Source organism: Nocardioides sp., assembly GCF_964228225.1.
Taxonomy (GTDB): domain Bacteria; phylum Actinomycetota; class Actinomycetes; order Propionibacteriales; family Nocardioidaceae; genus Nocardioides.
On the sequence record NZ_CAXQZB010000016.1, the window covers coordinates 62,721 to 77,824 of the forward strand.

Consider the following 15,104-nt stretch of genomic DNA (forward strand, 5'->3'; position numbering starts at 1 on the left):
CTTCGGACCGAAACCGGTGCATTCCGCTGGTGACAACGGGCTACCGCGGCCCCCCGGGGGTTACTGGAAGCTGAGCTACTGGAAGCTGACGAAGCGGACCTTCGGCCGGATCCGGTGTACCGCGGTGGGGTCCATGAGGTCGACGTCCTCGTCGTAGAAGAGCTTGAAGCCCATCCGGAAGCGCTGGGGCTGCGCGACGGCGGCGAACGTGTCGAGCTTCTGGCCGGGCGTCCCGAAACCGTCGACGTGCTGCACCATCGCCAGCGAGCGCCGCGGCTGCACCGAGCCGATGCGGGTGATCATGTCGGTACGGAACTGGTGCAGGACCAGCAGCTTCTGCGGCAGCCGGTGACGCTGCTGCAGGTCGGCCAGCCACGCGGTGGTGCGGTTGATCTCCGCCGCGTCGACGCTCCCGATCACCTGCCCCGGCACCTCGCCGCGCGCCATCCGCCACTCCGGGTCCAGCGCGAGGCCGACGTAGGGGTCGCGCAGCGCCCAGGCCCAGCGCTTCGCGGCGGTCGTGAAGTCGGTGCGTCCGGGCTGGAGGTCGAGCACGAGCAGCGCGCCGTGACGCCGGGCCGCGTCGATGTAGCGCTGCACCGCGGCGCGCGGGAGGTCGTGGGCGTAGTCGCCGTCGGGTCCCGGGAACGGGTCGGCGATGGTGACGATCAGCTCGAAGACCGGCAGCACGGGCTGGCGCGGCCGCTCGAAGCGGGCCGCCTCGCGCGCGAGCCGGGCGAACGCGACGTCGGGCGGGGTCTCCCCCAGCACCCCCAGCGCGCCGGTCCCGGCCGTGCCGTAGAAGGCCACCAGGAACCGACCGTCGTCGAAGATCCGCTCCCGGGGCGTCCGTGCGGAGGCGTTGGGGCGCGCGGGCGCGCCGTCGCCCGCGGACCGGTCGCCCCCGGAGGACGACGCCGGGCCCGGGGACGCCGGGTCGGCGTCGGGCAGGCGCGCGAACCCCACGAGGGCGCCCAGCAGCACCAGCCCGAGCGCGACCGCGCCCAGCACGCCGACCCGGGGTCGGCGCGGGCTCACGAGGTGACGGCGCCGTGCGCGGCCGAGGCCACGATCTTGGCGTACTTGCCGAGCACACCGCGGGTGTACTTCGGCGGCAGCGGCTCCCAGCCCTCCTGGCGGCGGGCCAGCTCGTCGGGCTCGATCGCCACGTCCAGGGTGCGGTTGAGCACGTCGAGGGTGATCGGGTCGCCGTCGCGCACGAACGCGATCGGGCCGCCGTCCACGGCCTCGGGCGCCACGTGGCCCACGCACAGCCCCGTGGTGCCGCCGGAGAACCGGCCGTCGGTGAGCAGCAGGACGTCCTTGCCCAGGCCGGCGCCCTTGATGGCGCCGGTGATGGCGAGCATCTCGCGCATGCCGGGGCCGCCCTTGGGGCCCTCGTACCGGATGACCACGACGTCGCCGGCGGTGATGCGGCCCTCGGCGAGGGCGTCCATCGCGGCGCGCTCGCCGTCGAAGACCCGGGCGGTGCCGGCGAAGACGGTCTCGTCGAAGCCGGCGCTCTTGACCACCGCGCCGTCGGGGGCGAGCGAGCCCTTGAGGATCGTCAGACCGCCGGTGCGGTGGATGGGGCGCTCCAGGGAGCGGATGACGTCGTCGTCCAGCGGCGGCGGGGCGAGGGCCTCGAGGTTCTCGGCCATCGTGCGCCCGGTGACGGTGAGGCAGTCGCCGTGCATGAGGCCGGCGTCGAGCAGGGCCTTCATGACCACCGGGATGCCGCCGATCTTGTCGACGTCGTTCATCACGTACTTGCCGAACGGCTTGAGGTCGCCCAGGTGGGGCACCCGGTCGCCGACGCGGTGGAAGTCGTCGAGGGTGAGGTCGACCTCGGCCTCGCGGGCGATCGCCAGCAGGTGCAGCACGGCGTTGGTGGAGCCGCCGAGGGCCATCACGACGGTGATGGCGTTCTCGAAGGCCTCCTTGGTCATGATCTGGCGGGCGGTGATGCCGTGGCGCAGCATGTTCACGACCGCCTCGCCCGAGCGGTGGGCGAACCCGTCGCGGCGCCGGTCGACGGCCGGCGGGGCGGCCGAGCCGGGCAGCGCCATGCCGAGGGCCTCGGCGACCGCGGCCATGGTGTTGGCGGTGTACATGCCGCCGCAGGCGCCCTCACCGGGGCAGATCGCCCGCTCGATGCGGTCGACCTCCTCGCGGGTGATCTTGCCGGCCAGGCAGGCACCGACGGCCTCGAAGGCGTCGATGATCGTGACGTCGCGGCCGTCGACCTGGCCGGGCATGATCGAGCCGGCGTAGAGGAACACCGAGGCCAGGTCGAGGCGGGCGGCGGCCATGAGCATGCCGGGCAGCGACTTGTCGCAGCCGGCGAGCAGCACCGAGCCGTCGAGACGCTCGGCCATCATGACGGTCTCGACGGAGTCGGCGATGACCTCGCGGCTGACCAGCGAGAAGTGCATGCCCTCGTGGCCCATGGAGATGCCGTCGGACACCGAGATCGTGCCGAACTCCAGCGGGTAGCCCCCGGCGGCGTGCACGCCGTTCTTCACGGCCTTGGCGAGCCGGTCCAGCGGCAGGTTGCAGGGCGTGATCTCGTTCCACGACGACGCCACGCCGATCTGCGGCTTGGCGAAGTCCTCGTCCTGCATGCCGACGGCGCGCAGCATGCCGCGGGCCGCGGCCCGCTCGAGGCCGTCGGTGACGTCGCGCGAACGGGGCTTGATGTCGGGCTGCTCGGGGGTGCTGCTCATGGGTAGGAGGGTAGTGGGGGCCGCCACGCCGCCGACGGCCGCGCTCAGGCTTCGGCCACCTCGGCGAGGCGGCGCAGGCCCTTCTCGAAGTCGCGGCCGAGCAGGGCGTCCATCGGCACCAACCGCCCCAGCAGGCCCCACAGCCCGCTGCGCTCGCCGGTCATGGCCCACTCGACGTCGGCGCCGGTGCCGTCGGGCTGCACCGTGAAGGCGACCTCGCTGCTGCTGCGGAAGGGCCGCTCGAAGGTGAGGGTGAGGTGCACGTGCTCGGGGTCGGAGGAGGTGATCTCCATCGACCCCCGGCCGGCCCGCCGGTTGCCCGACCAGGCGTAGGCCGCCCCGGGGCCGCGGGTGGGCTCGGTGTAGCTGCGCTCGAGGTCGGCGTCCAGGCCCTCCCAGGGCGACCACTCGCGCCACGCGCGCAGGTCCTCGATCAGCGCGAGCACGCGGGCCGGATCGGCGTCGATGCGGGCGCGACGACGCACGACGTAGGTACCCATGTCCGGCATCGTGACACAACCGTGACCTCCGCGTGACCCCCGCGGGGCCGCCCCAGCCCGGTGCCCGCCTCACCCGGTGCCCGCCTCACCCCAGTGCCCGCACCGCCGCGAGCAGGCGCGCGGGCTCGGCGCGGCGGGTGTAGTCGACGTGCGTCTCGGCCCACCGCACGACACCGGCGGCGTTGACCACGATCGTGGCCGGGTGCGGCAGCACCCACTCGCCCCCGGCGTGGAGCCGGGTGAGGTCGGTGCCGAGGCGCCCGTGCACGGCGCTGACGGCCGGGGCCAGGTCGTGGGCGAGCCCCAGCCGGCGTGCATAGGCGCCGCCGGGGTCGGTGAGCAGGGGGAAGCGCAGGTCGTGGGCCACCACCATGCTCTCCGCCGCGTCGGGGGTCTGCGGGCTGATCGCGACGAGATCGACGTCGTGCTCGCGCAGCTCGGGCAGCACCTGGCGCTGGTAGGCCGCGAGGGTGAGGTTGTCGAACGGGCACCACACGCCGCGCACGAGCACCACGACCGCCGCCCGCCCCGGGGCGGCGACCCGCACAGGCCGGTCGCGGTGGTCGGACAGCGTGGCGATCGGCAGGGTGTCCCCCACGACGGGGCCGGTCGGCCGCGCGACCTGCGCCGCCACGCCGCGATCGAGGTCGTCGGTGAGGATCGCCAGGTCGGCCACGGGCAGGGTGCGCAGCAGGTGCGCGCGAGCCCGCTCCAGCCGGTCGGCCAGCAGGCGGGGGGCGACGGCGTCGTCGGGGAGCACGTCAGGCACGCGGGGCGCGACGGGGTCCACGTCGGGGTCCACGGCGAGGGCGGGGATCGGGACGGCACCGGTGTCGGCGGCGGGGACGGTGGGCATCGCGATCACCTTTCTGTAGTAACTCGATCGAGATTACTCCCCGCGCGGTGCTCTGTCGACCGACCGCGACGCTCGCGCGCCGCCCGCGGCCCACTACGGTGACCGGGTGCCCTCCGCCCTGCGCTCACCGGTGGCGCTGGTGCTCCTCGGCATCGCCTCGGTGCAGCTGGGCGCCAGCGTCGCCAAGTCGCTCTTCGACGACGCCAGCCCGGCCGGCCTGGTGCTGGTCCGCCTGGCCGTGTCGGCTCTCGTGCTGCTGGTCGCGGTGCGGCCCGCGCTGCGCGGACGCAGCCGCGAGGACTGGCGCGTGGTCGCGGGGTACGGCGCGACCCTGGGTGTGATGAACCTGGCGATCTACGAGTCCTTCGCCCGGATCCCGCTCGGCGTCGCCGTCACGCTGGAGTTCATCGGCCCCCTCACGGTCGCACTGGTGGGCTCCCGGCGCGCCCGCGACCTGGTCTGGGTGGCGCTGGCGGGCGCCGGCGTCGTGCTCCTGGGGGCGGAGCGGGCCGACCTCGACCCCGTGGGCGTGCTCGCGGCGCTGGTGGCCGGCGCGGCCTGGGCCGCCTACATCCTGGCCAGCGGCGCCACCGGGCGGCGCTGGCCCGGCCTCGACGGTCTCGCCGTGGCCAGCACCCTCGCCGCCCTCGCCCTGGCGCCGGTCGTGCTCGCGCAGACCGCGCTGGGCACCGACCCGGGGCTCCTGGACCACCGGGTGCTCGCCCTCGGCGCGGTGGTGGCCGTGCTCAGCTCGGTCCTGCCCTACTCGCTGGAGATCGTGGCCCTGCGCCGGCTCTCCGCCGCCACCTTCGGGATCCTGATGAGCCTGGAGCCGGCCGCCGCCGCGCTGGCCGCCCTGCTGGTGCTCGGAGAGCAGCTGCGCACCGCCCAGTGGCTGGCGGTGGCGTGCGTCGTCGTCGCCAGCATCGGGGCCACCCGCGCCGCCCGCACCCCCGCGCCCGAGGGCCTGGTGGCCGGTGGAGCCTGAGAATCCGCAGTGAGTTCACGCCGTCGACACGTCGTCGTGACGACCCGATACCCCACGGGGCGTACGTTGGCCGACATGCCCGTGCCGACCGCCCTCCTCCACCGTGGGCTGGAGCGCCTGCGCTCCTGGCCCGTGGAGTCCCAGCAGCAGGCCCGCCGCAACGCCATGATCGCCGCCACCGCGGCCGCCCGACGCCGCGCCGAGCGCGAGGAGGTCGCCGCCTTCCTCGCCTCGCTCACCCCGGGCGCCGCCGCGGTCACCACCGTCGGCAGCGCAGCCGGGGCCGCCGAGGCGGCCGACTGCGACGTGTGCGCCGCCGAGGCGACCGCCCCCGCCCGCGAGGAACACCACACCGCCCGAGGCTGAGCGGGCCCTGCCCGCGGCGCGGATGCTGGGGCACACTGGTGCGCATGTCGACCTCCGCCGCGACCGCGGCCGCCGCCAGCCGGCCCGCCTTCCGCGACATCCTCTCCGACGACGGCACCAGCCTGCGCGTCTGGACCAACGACCCCGACGGGCTCATCGACGGCCCGACCGTGGTGCTGTGCAACGGTCTGGGCACCAACCCGTGGTGCTGGCCCGCGCTGCTGTCCCCGGACTGCGGCGTGCGGGTGGTGTCGTGGAACCACCGCGGCGTCGGCGGCTCCGATCGCCCCGCCGACCCCTCGCACGTGGAGATCGAGCACTTCGTCGAGGACGGCCTCTCGGTCATGGATCACTTCGGCATCGACCGTGCGGTGCTGATGGGCTGGTCGATGGGCGTCAACACGATGTTCGAGCTCGCCGTGCGCCACCCCGAGCGCGTCTCGGGCCTGTTCGCCGTGGCCGGGGTGCCCGGCGACACCTTCGCCACGATGCTGGCGCCGCTGCGCCTGCCCCACGCGGTGGCGCGCACGATCACCGTCAACGCCTCCCGCGTGATGAGCGTCGCCGGCAAGGCGCTCACCCCGGTGGCGCGCCGACTGCCCGTCGGCCCCCGCGCGATCGAGCTGCTGAGCCACTCCGGCTTCATGCTCCCGGTCGCCGACCCCGCGCTCGCCGTCGTCGCGGTGCGCGAGTTCCTCACCACGCCCCTGGACTGGTACTTCCACCTGGCGCTGTCCACGTCGCGCCACGCCCGGGTGTCGCTGTCGGGCATCGAGGTGCCCGCGGTGTTCGTGGCCGGCAAGTGGGACCTGCTCGCCGGTGCGCGCGACATGGAGTCGGCCGCGCTGCGGATGCAGGACGCCGAGTACATCGAGCTGCGCGGCAGTCACTTCATCCAGATGGAGCACCCCGACACGGTGCACGCGCTGCTGCTCGACTTCGTGTCCCGGGTGGACTGAGACCGATGCGCACGCGGCCCCCGGGAGGCCGGATCGCCGGCCTGCTCCTCACCGCCTCGCTCACGGCCTGGCTGCTCGGCGGGTGCGCCGACGACGGCGCGCCGAGCGGTCCGCGCACCACCGGCGCGGCCGTCGACGCCCCGGCCCTGGAGACCGCGCCGGCCCCGGAGGCGAGCAGCGGCCCGGACCCGTCGCCGTCCCCGACCGGCCCGGTGGAGCCGCGGGTGGCGCGCACCCTGGTCACCGGTCTTGCCGCCCCGTGGGGGCTGGACTTCCTGCCCGACGGCGACGCGGTGGTCACCGAGCGCGACACCCGGCGGGTGCTGCGGATCGACCGCCGCGGCGAGGTCGCCGAGCTCGGCGTCGTCGACGAGGCGGCCCCCGAGGGCGAGGGCGGGCTGCTCGGCGTGGCGGTGTCGCCCGACTTCGCCCGCGACCGGCTGCTCTACCTCTACGTCACCACCGCCGAGGACAACCGGATCGTGCGGGCCCGGCTGGAGGGCGACGCCCCCGGGCGGCTCGGCGCCACCGAACCGCTGCTGACCGGCATCCCCGACGCGTTCATCCACGACGGCGGTCGGTTGGCGTTCGGCCCCGACGGCCACCTCTACGCCACCACCGGCGACGCCGACGTGCCCGACGCCGCCCAGGACCCGACGTCGCTGTCGGGCAAGATCCTGCGGATCACCACCGAGGGCGAGCCGGCGCCGGGCAATCCCGGCGGCACCGCCGTGTACACGCTCGGCCACCGCAACCCCCAGGGGCTCGCCTTCACCCCCGACGGGCAGCTGTGGAGCAGCGAGTTCGGGCAGAACACCTTCGACGAGCTCAACCGGATCGAGCCCGGCGCCAACTACGGCTGGCCGGTCTACGAGGGCGCCGGCCGCGACCGCGCCTACCGCGACCCCGCCGCCACCTGGGCCACCGAGGACGCCTCGCCCTCGGGGCTGGCCTACGCCGGCGGCTCGCTGTGGATGGCCGCCCTGCGCGGCGAGCGGCTGTGGCGGATCCCGCTGGTCGACGGCGAGGCGCGTCGTCCCGAGCCGTACTTCGTGGGCCGCTACGGCCGGCTGCGCACCATCGCCGCCGCCCCCGACGGCACGCTGTGGCTCACGACGTCCAACCGCGACGGCCGCGGCGACCCCGCCGCGCAGGACGACCGGATCCTGGTGCTCACCTACTGACCGACGGATCGACGGGGTCGCCGTCGGGGGTCGTCGTCGGGGGTCGTCGTCAGGTGCCGAGGCGGGCGAGCTCGTCCTCGACGACGCCGGCGTCGAGCTTGGTGAACACCGGCACGGGCTTGGCCACCGGGGTGCCGACCGCGATCGGGTGGCGCTGCCAGGTGGGGGCACCGGTGTAGTCGCCGGTGATGATCGGGTAGCCGGCGCCGCCGTCGAGGTCCTCGACGTCGTCGATGCGCGGCATGGGGGCGATCTCGCCGCGCCCGCCGAACGCGGCGTCCACGGCGTTGGCCGAGAACGGCAGGAACGGGCTGAGCACGAGGTTGAGGTCGGCCACGCACTGGGCCGTGACGTGCAGGATGGTGGCGAGGCGCTCCCGCTCGTCCTCGCCCTTGAGCTTCCAGGGCTCGTGGTCGGAGACGTACTTGTTCACCTCGCCCACCGCGCGCATCGCCTCACCGATCGCGGCCTTCTGCCGGTGCCGGGCGATGAGGTCGCCGACGGTGGCGAAGGCCTGCTCGGTGGCGGCCAGCACGGCGACGTCGGCCTCGGTGAACTCGCCCGCGGCGGGGATCTCGCCGAAGAACTTGTGGATCAGGTTGGCCGTGCGGTTGACGAGGTTGCCCCAGCCGGCGACCAGCTCGTCGTTGGTGCGGCGCACGAACTCCGACCAGGTGAAGTCGGAGTCCTGCGCCTCCGGTCCGGCCGCGGCCACGAAGTAGCGGAACGCGTCGGGCTGGTAGCGGCTGAGCAGGTCGCGCACGTAGATGACGACCTTCTTGGAGGAGGAGAACTTGCGGCCCTCCATGGTGAGGAACTCCGAGCTGACGACCTCGGTGGGCAGGTTGAGCACGCCGAGCTCGCGGGGCTCGCCGCCCTTCTCCCCGCGGCCGGCGTAGGCGAGCAGCTCGGCGGGCCAGATCTGGGAGTGGAAGGTGATGTTGTCCTTGCCCATGAAGTAGTACGACAGCGCCTCGGGGTCGTTCCACCACTGCCGCCAGGCCTCGGGGTCGCCGCTGCGGCGGGCCCACTCGATGGAGGCGGAGAGGTAGCCGACGACGGCGTCGAACCAGACGTAGAGCTTCTTGGTGGGGTTCTCCCGCCAGCCGTCGAGCGGCACGGTGATGCCCCAGTCGATGTCGCGCGTCATCGCGCGCGGCCGGATCTCCTTGAGGATGTTCTGGGAGAACCGGATCACGTTGGGCCGCCACAGGCCGGTGGCCTCGCGCTCGTCGAGCCACTCCCCCAGCGCCTGCGCCAGCGCGGGCAGGTCGAGGAAGAAGTGCTGGGTCTCGATGAACTCCGGGGTCTCGCCGTTGATGCGCGAGCGCGGCTCGATGAGGTCGGCGGGGTCGAGCTGGTTGCCGCAGGTGTCGCACTGGTCGCCGCGGGCTCCCGGGGTCTTGCAGATCGGGCAGGTGCCCTCGATGTAGCGGTCGGGCAGGGTGCGGCCGGTGGACGGCGAGATCGCGCCGTAGGTGGTCTGCTCCACGAAGTAGCCGTTCTCGTAGACCCCGAGGAACAGCTCCTGCACCACCGCGTGGTGGTTGCGGGTGGTGGTGCGGGTGTAGAGGTCGTAGGAGCAGCCGAGGGAGACCAGGTCCTCGGCGATCAGGCGGTGGTTGCGGTCGGCCAGCTCCTGCGGGCTCAGCCCCGCCTCGTCGGCGGCGATGAGGATCGGGGTGCCGTGCTCGTCCGAGCCCGACACCATGAGCACGTCGTGGCCCGCCATCCGGGAGTACCGGCTGAAGACGTCGGAGGGCACACCGAAACCGGCCACGTGGCCGATGTGGCGCGGGCCGTTGGCGTACGGCCAGGCGACGGCGGAGAGGACGTGGGTCATGGCGTCGATCCTAGGGACCGGACCCGTCCGCGGGCGCGCGGGTCACCGCGGTGGACCGCCTCCGGCGGGCACGGCGGCGAGCACCTCGACGTCGTCGCCGACCGCCAGCGCCACCGGTGGGGCGCCGGCCGGGAGCGGATCGGGGATGAGGTTGACGCCGAACCAGGTGCCGCCGTCGAAGCGGCGGATCCGGGCCATCGTGCGGATCGGCTCGGGGCCGCGGTCCACCACGCCGCGCTCGTGGTCGGGCTGCAGGGTGGTCATCACGCAGCGCTCGCAGCCCTTGACCACGCGGAAGGTGTGGGTGCCGAGCCGCACCCGGCGCCAGTCGTCCTCGACCCACGGCGCCCCCTCGGCCCCGTGGTCGACCACGACGTTGGGGCGGAACCGGGTCATCGGCAGCGGCCAGGACTCCGGGGCGCCGTCGGGGCCGGCGCCCTCCAGGACGGCGTCGTTGAGGGCGGCCAGCGAGGCCGTGGTGGTGAGCAGGATCGGGTAGCCGTCGGCGAGCGAGACGCGGTCGGTCTCCTCGGAGTAGGCCGGGTTGGTGGCCCGGCGCATGGGGTCGTCCAGGTGCACGAGCCGCACCGTGCGGCCCAGCGCGGCGCCGAGCCAGGCGGCGGCCTCGTCGCCGGCGTCGGCCGCCACGATCCGCGAGCGCCACACCCGCACCGGGCGCAGCCCGACGCCCGCGGTGGGGGTGGTCACCTCCAGCGGCGCCCGTCCGGGGGCGTGGAGCCGGAGCCCGGTCGCGGTGGGCTCCGGGCGGACCAGGAGCAGCCGGTGCTCCTCGCGGGCGGTGACCACGAGGCCGTCGTCGTCGGCCGGGTCGAGCACGGCCCACCGTCGGTCGCCCGCGAGCCCCCACGGGTCGACCCCGAGCGTGGGGACGGCGTGACCGGCCGCGGACTTGAGGGGGTAGCGCCACAGCTCCGAGATCCGCGTCATGCCGGCCATCCTGCCCGACGCTGTCGCCGGTCCGCGGCGCCGCGGGCGCTCAGGGCAGGGCGGGCGTGAGGGCCTCGAGGAAGCGGCGACCGGCTTGTCGTTCTTGCGGCCGTCCATCAGCGCGCGGGGGGCGTCGGTGACACCGGTGACCGTGAGCCGCAAGGTCGACCCGGCGTCCGCGGCCGGCTCCACGGCGAGGAACAGCAGGTGGCCCCACGACAGCGCCGAGCGCGGGGTCTGCGCCACGAGCCGCCCCTGGGCGCGGTCCTCCCCCTGCAGGGCGTAGCCGAGATCGGCGACCACGCGGCGCACCGCGTCGTAGGTCTGCTCGGCGGGCAGCGTGGTGGTGTGGGTGAACTCGCGCTCGGCGCCCATGGGCGATCAGCTCCTGTCCGGGTCGGGAGGGACGCAGGCCATCGTGCGCCGCCGCAGACGCGGGCAAACCCTCCCCGGCCCCTCCCCGGCCCGGAGCCAGCCCGGAGCCGGGGAGGGCGGGCGTCGTCAGCTGAAGTCGAGACCGCCGGTGCGGGAGCGCTTGAGCTCGTAGAAGTGCGGGAACTTCGCCACCGCGACGCAACCGTCCCACAGCTGGGCGGCCTCCTCGCCCTTGGGGATCGAGGAGAGCACCGGCCCGAAGAACGCCGCCCCCTCGAAGGCGATGGTCGGGGTGCCGACGTCGTCGCCCACCTGGTCCATGCCGAGGTGGTGGCTGGCGGCCACGGCGTCGTCGTAGGAGGGGTCGTCCATGGCGTCCACGAGGTCGGCCTCGAGCCCGGCCTCGGCCACCGCGGCGGCGATCAGCTCGCGGCTGATCTTCTCCCCGCCGAGGTGGATGCGGGTGCCCATGGCGGTGTAGAGCGGGAGCAGGACGTCCTTGCCGTGGCGCTGCTCGGCAGCGATGCACACGCGCACGGGGCCCCAGGCCGGAGCCAGCAGCTCGCGGTACTCCTCGGGGATGTCCTTGTCCTTGTTGAGGTAGGCCAGGGACATCACGTGCCAGGTGACGGAGATGTCGCGCTGCGGCTCGACCTCCAGGATCCAGCGCGAGGTGATCCAGGCGAACGGGCAGAGCGGGTCGAACCAGAAGTCGGCGTTGGTGGTCACGCCCACACCCAACCACCGCCCGGCGCGCCGCATTCCACCTCCCAGGGCGGGCCGCGGGGCGTGGGTGAGCCGGTGACGGGCCGGAGACGGGCCGGGGCTCAGCAGCCGGTCGTGCCGTCGATCGCCTCGCGCAGCAGGTCGGCGTGACCGTTGTGGCGGGCGTACTCCTCGATCAGGTGCACCAGGATCCAGCGCAGGCTCGCCCGCTCGCCGGTGCGGGGGTGGGCGATCGCCGACGGCGTGTCGAGACCCTCCCGGGCCAGGGCGGCGTCGACGTCGTCGCGGGCGGCCGCCACCCGCGACTCCCACAGCGCGAGCACGTCCGCGGGGTCGTCGGCCCGGGCCGAGGTGAGCTCCCAGTCCGGGTCGTCGTCCCACGGCGCGGTGTCGAACGGCGGCGCCTGGCCCCGGCCCGACAGCACGACCCCGGACCACCAGTCCTCGACGTAGGCCAGGTGCTTGAGGAGACCCACGAGCGTGAGGCTGCTCGGCAGCGGCGCGGCCCGCAGCTGTTCGGTGGACAGCCCGCCGACCTTCCAGCGCAGCGTCGCGCGGTGGTGCTCCAGGAACCCGAGCAGCGTGGCGGCCTCCCCGCCCGCCAGGGGCGCCCGGGGCCGGTCGACGGGCCCACCGGCCGGGATGGCCGGGATCGCCGGGCTCACGGGCGCTCCCGCACGGGTCGGTCGGTCACGCAGTAGACCAGGCCGGCGGGGTCGCGCAGCACGGTCCACGACCGCTGCTGCGCCACGACCTCCGCGCCGAGCCGCACGTGCCGGGCGACCTCGGCGGCGCGGTCGTCGCACGACAGGTCCACGTGCAGGCCTGCGGAGCGGTCCTCGTCGAGTCGGTGCAGCAGCAGGTGCAGCGCCGTGCCCGGCAGCTGCAGGCGCGCGAACTCGGGCGAGGAGGTGGGCGTGCGCTCGGCGCCGGTGACCGCCTGCCAGAACGCCAGCTCGGCGTCGAACGCCGCGGGGCCGACGTCGACGGCCACCTGGTCGACCTGCGCCCGACCGGCCGCGGAGACCGGCGGGGTCGGGACGACGGCGCCGCGCTGGTCGCGGTCGGGCACGAGGCACCACACGACCCCGGCGGGACTGGCCAGCACGACGTGGCCCCCGGGACCGCCGGGGCGCGCCAGCACGGTGGCGCCGAGCCGGACGGCGGACTCCGTGGCCACCCCGGGGTCGGCGACGTGGAGGTCCAGGTGCACCCGCGGGTCCGGGCATCCGGCCGATGCAGGATCGGCGTCGAGGCGCTGCACGCGCAGGTAGGGGTCGCCGTCGGCGGGCACCAGGGTCGCGAAGGCGCCGGTCGGGCCGCGCCGGGCCGACAGCCCGGCGCCGGTGACCGCGCGCCAGAAGGCCACCGCCTCCTCGTGCGGGCCGTCGGCCGGGTGGTCGAGGAAGGCGGTGAGCCAGGTGACCGACGGCTCCGACGGGCTCACGGGGAGGGCCTCACGCGGACGGGGCGGGGGGTGCGGGCTTGTGCAGCACGGCACCGGTGGGGGTGACCACGACGTCGTCGCCGTCGGCCACCGCGGTGCCGTCGACGAGCAGGCTGAAGCCCGGGGTCAGCGGCGGGAAGGTGAGGGTGACGGCCGGCTCGTCGGCGACGTTGAGCACCGAGCCGCGCCCGGGGTTCAGCACCCGCAGCGTGCCGTCGTCGGACAGCACCGCACGCACGCTGACCACCTTCACGCGGCGTTCGCGGATGGTGCACAGGTAGGCGGCGTCGAAGTCGGCCAGGGTGGGGGCGAGGTTGTCGACGGCGACCGGGATGCTCATGTCGCCCAGCCTAGGACCCCGGGGAGCCGCGGCGGAGGCTCACCACCACCCGATCTGGGCCCCGCCCAGCCGCACGACGAACCCGGCGACCACCACCACGAACAGTGCCCGCACGAAGCCCGCGCCGCGCTCGAGGGCGGTGCGGGCGCCCAGCCAGCCGCCGAGCAGGCCGGCCGCCCCCATGGTGAGCCCGACCTCCCACACGACCACGCCCTGCGGCACGAAGACGGCCAGGGCGCCGAGGTTGGTGGCCACGTTGGCCCACCGGGCGCGGGCGCTCGCGCCGAGGAAGTCGTGGCCCAGCCACAGCACCAGCGCGATCACGAGGAACGTGCCGGTGCCCGGCCCCAGCGCGCCGTCGTAGCAGCCGATCCCCGCGCCCACGACCGCCGCGGCCGCGGCCCGGCGACGGCCGGTGAAGCGCGGCGCGGCGGTGTGGCCGAGGTCGGGGCGGCGCACCACGAGGGTGCCGACCCCGAGGAGGAGCACCAGCACGATCGGCTCGAAGACCTCCCGGGGCAGCAGGGCCGCCACCAGGGCGCCGCCCGCCGCGCCGAGGAACGCCGCGGCCACCAGGGGCGCGACCTCGCCCACGGGCGGGCGGAGCCGCCGCGCGTAGGTGACCGCGGCCACCGAGGTGCCGCACACGGCGGCGGACTTGTTCGTGGCCAGCAGCTGCAGCGGCGTCGCGTGCGGGAAGGCGATCACCAGCGCGGGCAGCTGGATCAGCCCGCCCCCGCCCACGACCGCGTCGACGAATCCCGCCAGGAGTGCGGCCAGCGCCAGCAGGACCAGCGTGACGAGCTCGGGATCAGCCACGCGGGGCCGGCCCCGTGTGAGCAGGCCCCGTGTGAGCGGGCCCGCACCGGTCGGGTGATGGGCGGCACGGCACGCTCCGACCGTAGTCCCCTACCCTCCCGGGGTGCGGATCGTGTCCTTGCTGCCCTCCACCACCGAGATCCTGTTCGGCCTCGGCGCGGGCGACGACGTCGTCGGAGTGACCTTCGAGTGCGACTACCCCGAGCAGGCCCGCGATCGCCGGGTGGTGTCGACCTCCGCCATGCCCGACGGTCTGGACCCCGCCGGCATCGACGCCTTCGTGGCCGACGCGCTGGCCCGAGGCGAGGACCTCTACCACCTCGACGCCGGGGCGCTGGCCGACCTCGACCCCGACCTGGTGCTCACCCAGGACCTCTGCGCGGTGTGCGCGATCGACGTCGGCACGGTCGACGAGGCCCTCACCCACCTGGGCTGCCGGGCCGAGGTGCTCACCGTCGACCCCCACACCCTGGCGCAGGTCCTGGAGTCGGTGCGCACGATCGGCCGCGCGGTCGGCCGCGAGGACGCCGCCGTCGCCCTCACCGCCTCGCTGCAGGAGCGGCTCGACGCCGTCGCCGCGCGGGTGGCCGGGCGTCCCCGCCCGCGCGTGGCGGTGCTGGAGTGGACCGACCCGCCCTACGCCCCCGGGCACTGGATCCCCGAGATGGTCGCCCTGGCGGGCGGGGAGGCCGTGATCGGCGCCGCCGGCACCGTCTCGCACCCCATCACCTGGGCCGACCTCGCCGCGAGCGCCCCCGACGTCGTCGTGGTCGCCCCGTGCGGCTACGACCGCGAGGGCGCCCAGGCCCAGGCCGACCTGCTCGTCGCCGCCGGTCGGCTGCCCGCCGGGGTGCGGGTGCACGCCGTCGACGCCGACGCGATGTGGGCCCGCCCCGGCCCCCGGCTCGTGGACGGCGTGGAGGAGCTCGCCGCGGTGCTCCACGGCTGAGACCACCTGCGCCACGGGGGTCGAGCCGGCGCCCCAGCTCCCCCGACGGTGGTCGAGGAGGCGCCCCAGGTCCCCCGA

At 75.0% G+C, this 15,104-nt stretch carries 16 protein-coding genes; 5 read left to right on the forward strand and 11 right to left on the reverse strand.

Features of this window, described 5'->3' with window-relative positions:
• Window positions 1–75 precede the first annotated feature (75 nt).
• From ACERUJ_RS03875 to ACERUJ_RS03890, 4 genes are all read right to left on the reverse strand, one after another.
• Window positions 76–1,038, reverse strand: coding sequence for a hypothetical protein (locus ACERUJ_RS03875; protein WP_370247122.1), 963 nt, complete (start codon window positions 1,036–1,038; stop codon window positions 76–78).
• Window positions 1,035–2,726 carry a dihydroxy-acid dehydratase gene (ilvD, locus tag ACERUJ_RS03880; protein ID WP_370247123.1) on the reverse strand — a complete coding sequence of 564 codons (1,692 nt, stop codon included), beginning with the start codon at window positions 2,724–2,726 and terminating at the stop codon, window positions 1,035–1,037. The genes ACERUJ_RS03875 and ilvD overlap by 4 nt, the downstream gene beginning before the upstream one ends.
• A gap of 44 nt (window positions 2,727–2,770) precedes the next feature.
• Window positions 2,771–3,226 carry an SRPBCC family protein gene (locus ACERUJ_RS03885; protein WP_370247124.1) on the reverse strand — a complete coding sequence of 152 codons (456 nt, stop codon included), beginning with the start codon at window positions 3,224–3,226 and terminating at the stop codon, window positions 2,771–2,773.
• An 85-nt stretch (window positions 3,227–3,311) separates the two neighbouring features.
• Complete coding sequence (locus ACERUJ_RS03890) at window positions 3,312–4,082, reverse strand: peroxiredoxin-like family protein (RefSeq protein ID WP_370247125.1); 771 nt, start codon at window positions 4,080–4,082, stop codon at window positions 3,312–3,314.
• Window positions 4,083–4,188: 106 nt separating this feature from the next.
• Here ACERUJ_RS03890 and ACERUJ_RS03895 point away from each other — a divergent pair, with 106 nt between their 5' ends.
• The 4 genes from ACERUJ_RS03895 to ACERUJ_RS03910 all read left to right on the forward strand — a co-directional run bounded on the left by ACERUJ_RS03895 (window position 4,189) and on the right by ACERUJ_RS03910 (window position 7,579).
• Complete coding sequence (locus ACERUJ_RS03895) at window positions 4,189–5,070, forward strand: DMT family transporter (protein WP_370247126.1); 882 nt, start codon at window positions 4,189–4,191, stop codon at window positions 5,068–5,070.
• Window positions 5,071–5,145: 75 nt separating this feature from the next.
• Window positions 5,146–5,436: a hypothetical protein gene (locus ACERUJ_RS03900; protein ID WP_370247127.1), complete on the forward strand. Its 291-nt coding sequence runs from the start codon at window positions 5,146–5,148 to the stop codon at window positions 5,434–5,436.
• Between the two features lie 44 nt (window positions 5,437–5,480).
• Entirely contained in the window at window positions 5,481–6,395 is a 915-nt protein-coding gene (locus ACERUJ_RS03905) for an alpha/beta fold hydrolase (protein ID WP_370247128.1), read from the forward strand.
• Window positions 6,396–6,400: 5 nt separating this feature from the next.
• A complete protein-coding gene (locus ACERUJ_RS03910; protein ID WP_370247129.1) occupies window positions 6,401–7,579 on the forward strand; it encodes a sorbosone dehydrogenase family protein in 1,179 nt (392 codons plus the stop codon).
• A gap of 49 nt (window positions 7,580–7,628) precedes the next feature.
• Here ACERUJ_RS03910 and metG read toward each other — a convergent pair whose 3' ends face one another.
• The 7 genes from metG to ACERUJ_RS03945 all read right to left on the reverse strand — a co-directional run bounded on the left by metG (window position 7,629) and on the right by ACERUJ_RS03945 (window position 14,077).
• Window positions 7,629–9,422, reverse strand: coding sequence for a methionine--tRNA ligase (gene metG / locus ACERUJ_RS03915; protein ID WP_370247131.1), 1,794 nt, complete (start codon window positions 9,420–9,422; stop codon window positions 7,629–7,631).
• Window positions 9,423–9,464: 42 nt separating this feature from the next.
• On the reverse strand, window positions 9,465–10,745 hold the full coding sequence (locus tag ACERUJ_RS03920) for an MOSC domain-containing protein (RefSeq protein ID WP_370247132.1): 1,281 nt from the start codon (window positions 10,743–10,745) through the stop codon (window positions 9,465–9,467).
• Window positions 10,746–10,871: 126 nt separating this feature from the next.
• Window positions 10,872–11,474, reverse strand: coding sequence for a DsbA family protein (locus tag ACERUJ_RS03925; RefSeq protein WP_370247133.1), 603 nt, complete (start codon window positions 11,472–11,474; stop codon window positions 10,872–10,874).
• A gap of 98 nt (window positions 11,475–11,572) precedes the next feature.
• Window positions 11,573–12,136 carry a DinB family protein gene (locus ACERUJ_RS03930; RefSeq protein ID WP_370247135.1) on the reverse strand — a complete coding sequence of 188 codons (564 nt, stop codon included), beginning with the start codon at window positions 12,134–12,136 and terminating at the stop codon, window positions 11,573–11,575.
• Window positions 12,133–12,918 (reverse strand): VOC family protein, encoded by a 786-nt coding sequence (locus tag ACERUJ_RS03935; RefSeq protein ID WP_370247136.1) that lies wholly within the window; start codon window positions 12,916–12,918, stop codon window positions 12,133–12,135. Before ACERUJ_RS03935 ends, ACERUJ_RS03930 begins: the two co-directional genes overlap by 4 nt.
• Window positions 12,919–12,928: 10 nt before the next feature.
• Complete coding sequence (locus tag ACERUJ_RS03940) at window positions 12,929–13,258, reverse strand: pyridoxamine 5'-phosphate oxidase (RefSeq protein WP_370247137.1); 330 nt, start codon at window positions 13,256–13,258, stop codon at window positions 12,929–12,931.
• 39 nt (window positions 13,259–13,297) lie between these two features.
• Window positions 13,298–14,077 carry a sulfite exporter TauE/SafE family protein gene (locus ACERUJ_RS03945; RefSeq protein WP_370247138.1) on the reverse strand — a complete coding sequence of 260 codons (780 nt, stop codon included), beginning with the start codon at window positions 14,075–14,077 and terminating at the stop codon, window positions 13,298–13,300.
• A 103-nt stretch (window positions 14,078–14,180) separates the two neighbouring features.
• On the opposite strand from ACERUJ_RS03945, the gene ACERUJ_RS03950 reads away from it, so the two are divergent.
• Entirely contained in the window at window positions 14,181–15,026 is an 846-nt protein-coding gene (locus ACERUJ_RS03950) for a cobalamin-binding protein (RefSeq protein WP_370247139.1), read from the forward strand.
• The last annotated feature ends 78 nt before the right edge of the window (window positions 15,027–15,104 follow it).

Bases quoted from the DNA above. Each gene is read 5' to 3' on its own strand.
- ACERUJ_RS03905 (WP_370247128.1), top strand. From the start codon at position 5,481: ATGTCGACCTCCGCCGCGACCGCGGCCGCCGCCAGCCGGCCCGCCTTC.
- metG (WP_370247131.1), bottom strand. From the start codon at position 9,422: ATGACCCACGTCCTCTCCGCCGTCGCCTGGCCGTACGCCAACGGCCCG.
- ACERUJ_RS03890 (WP_370247125.1), bottom strand. From the start codon at position 4,082: ATGCCCACCGTCCCCGCCGCCGACACCGGTGCCGTCCCGATCCCCGCC.
- ACERUJ_RS03940 (WP_370247137.1), bottom strand. From the start codon at position 13,258: ATGAGCATCCCGGTCGCCGTCGACAACCTCGCCCCCACCCTGGCCGAC.
- ACERUJ_RS03885 (WP_370247124.1), bottom strand. From the start codon at position 3,226: ATGGGTACCTACGTCGTGCGTCGTCGCGCCCGCATCGACGCCGATCCG.
- ACERUJ_RS03920 (WP_370247132.1), bottom strand. From the start codon at position 10,745: ATGGGCGCCGAGCGCGAGTTCACCCACACCACCACGCTGCCCGCCGAG.
- ACERUJ_RS03900 (WP_370247127.1), top strand. From the start codon at position 5,146: ATGCCCGTGCCGACCGCCCTCCTCCACCGTGGGCTGGAGCGCCTGCGC.
- ilvD (WP_370247123.1), bottom strand. From the start codon at position 2,726: ATGAGCAGCACCCCCGAGCAGCCCGACATCAAGCCCCGTTCGCGCGAC.
- ACERUJ_RS03910 (WP_370247129.1), top strand. From the start codon at position 6,401: ATGCGCACGCGGCCCCCGGGAGGCCGGATCGCCGGCCTGCTCCTCACC.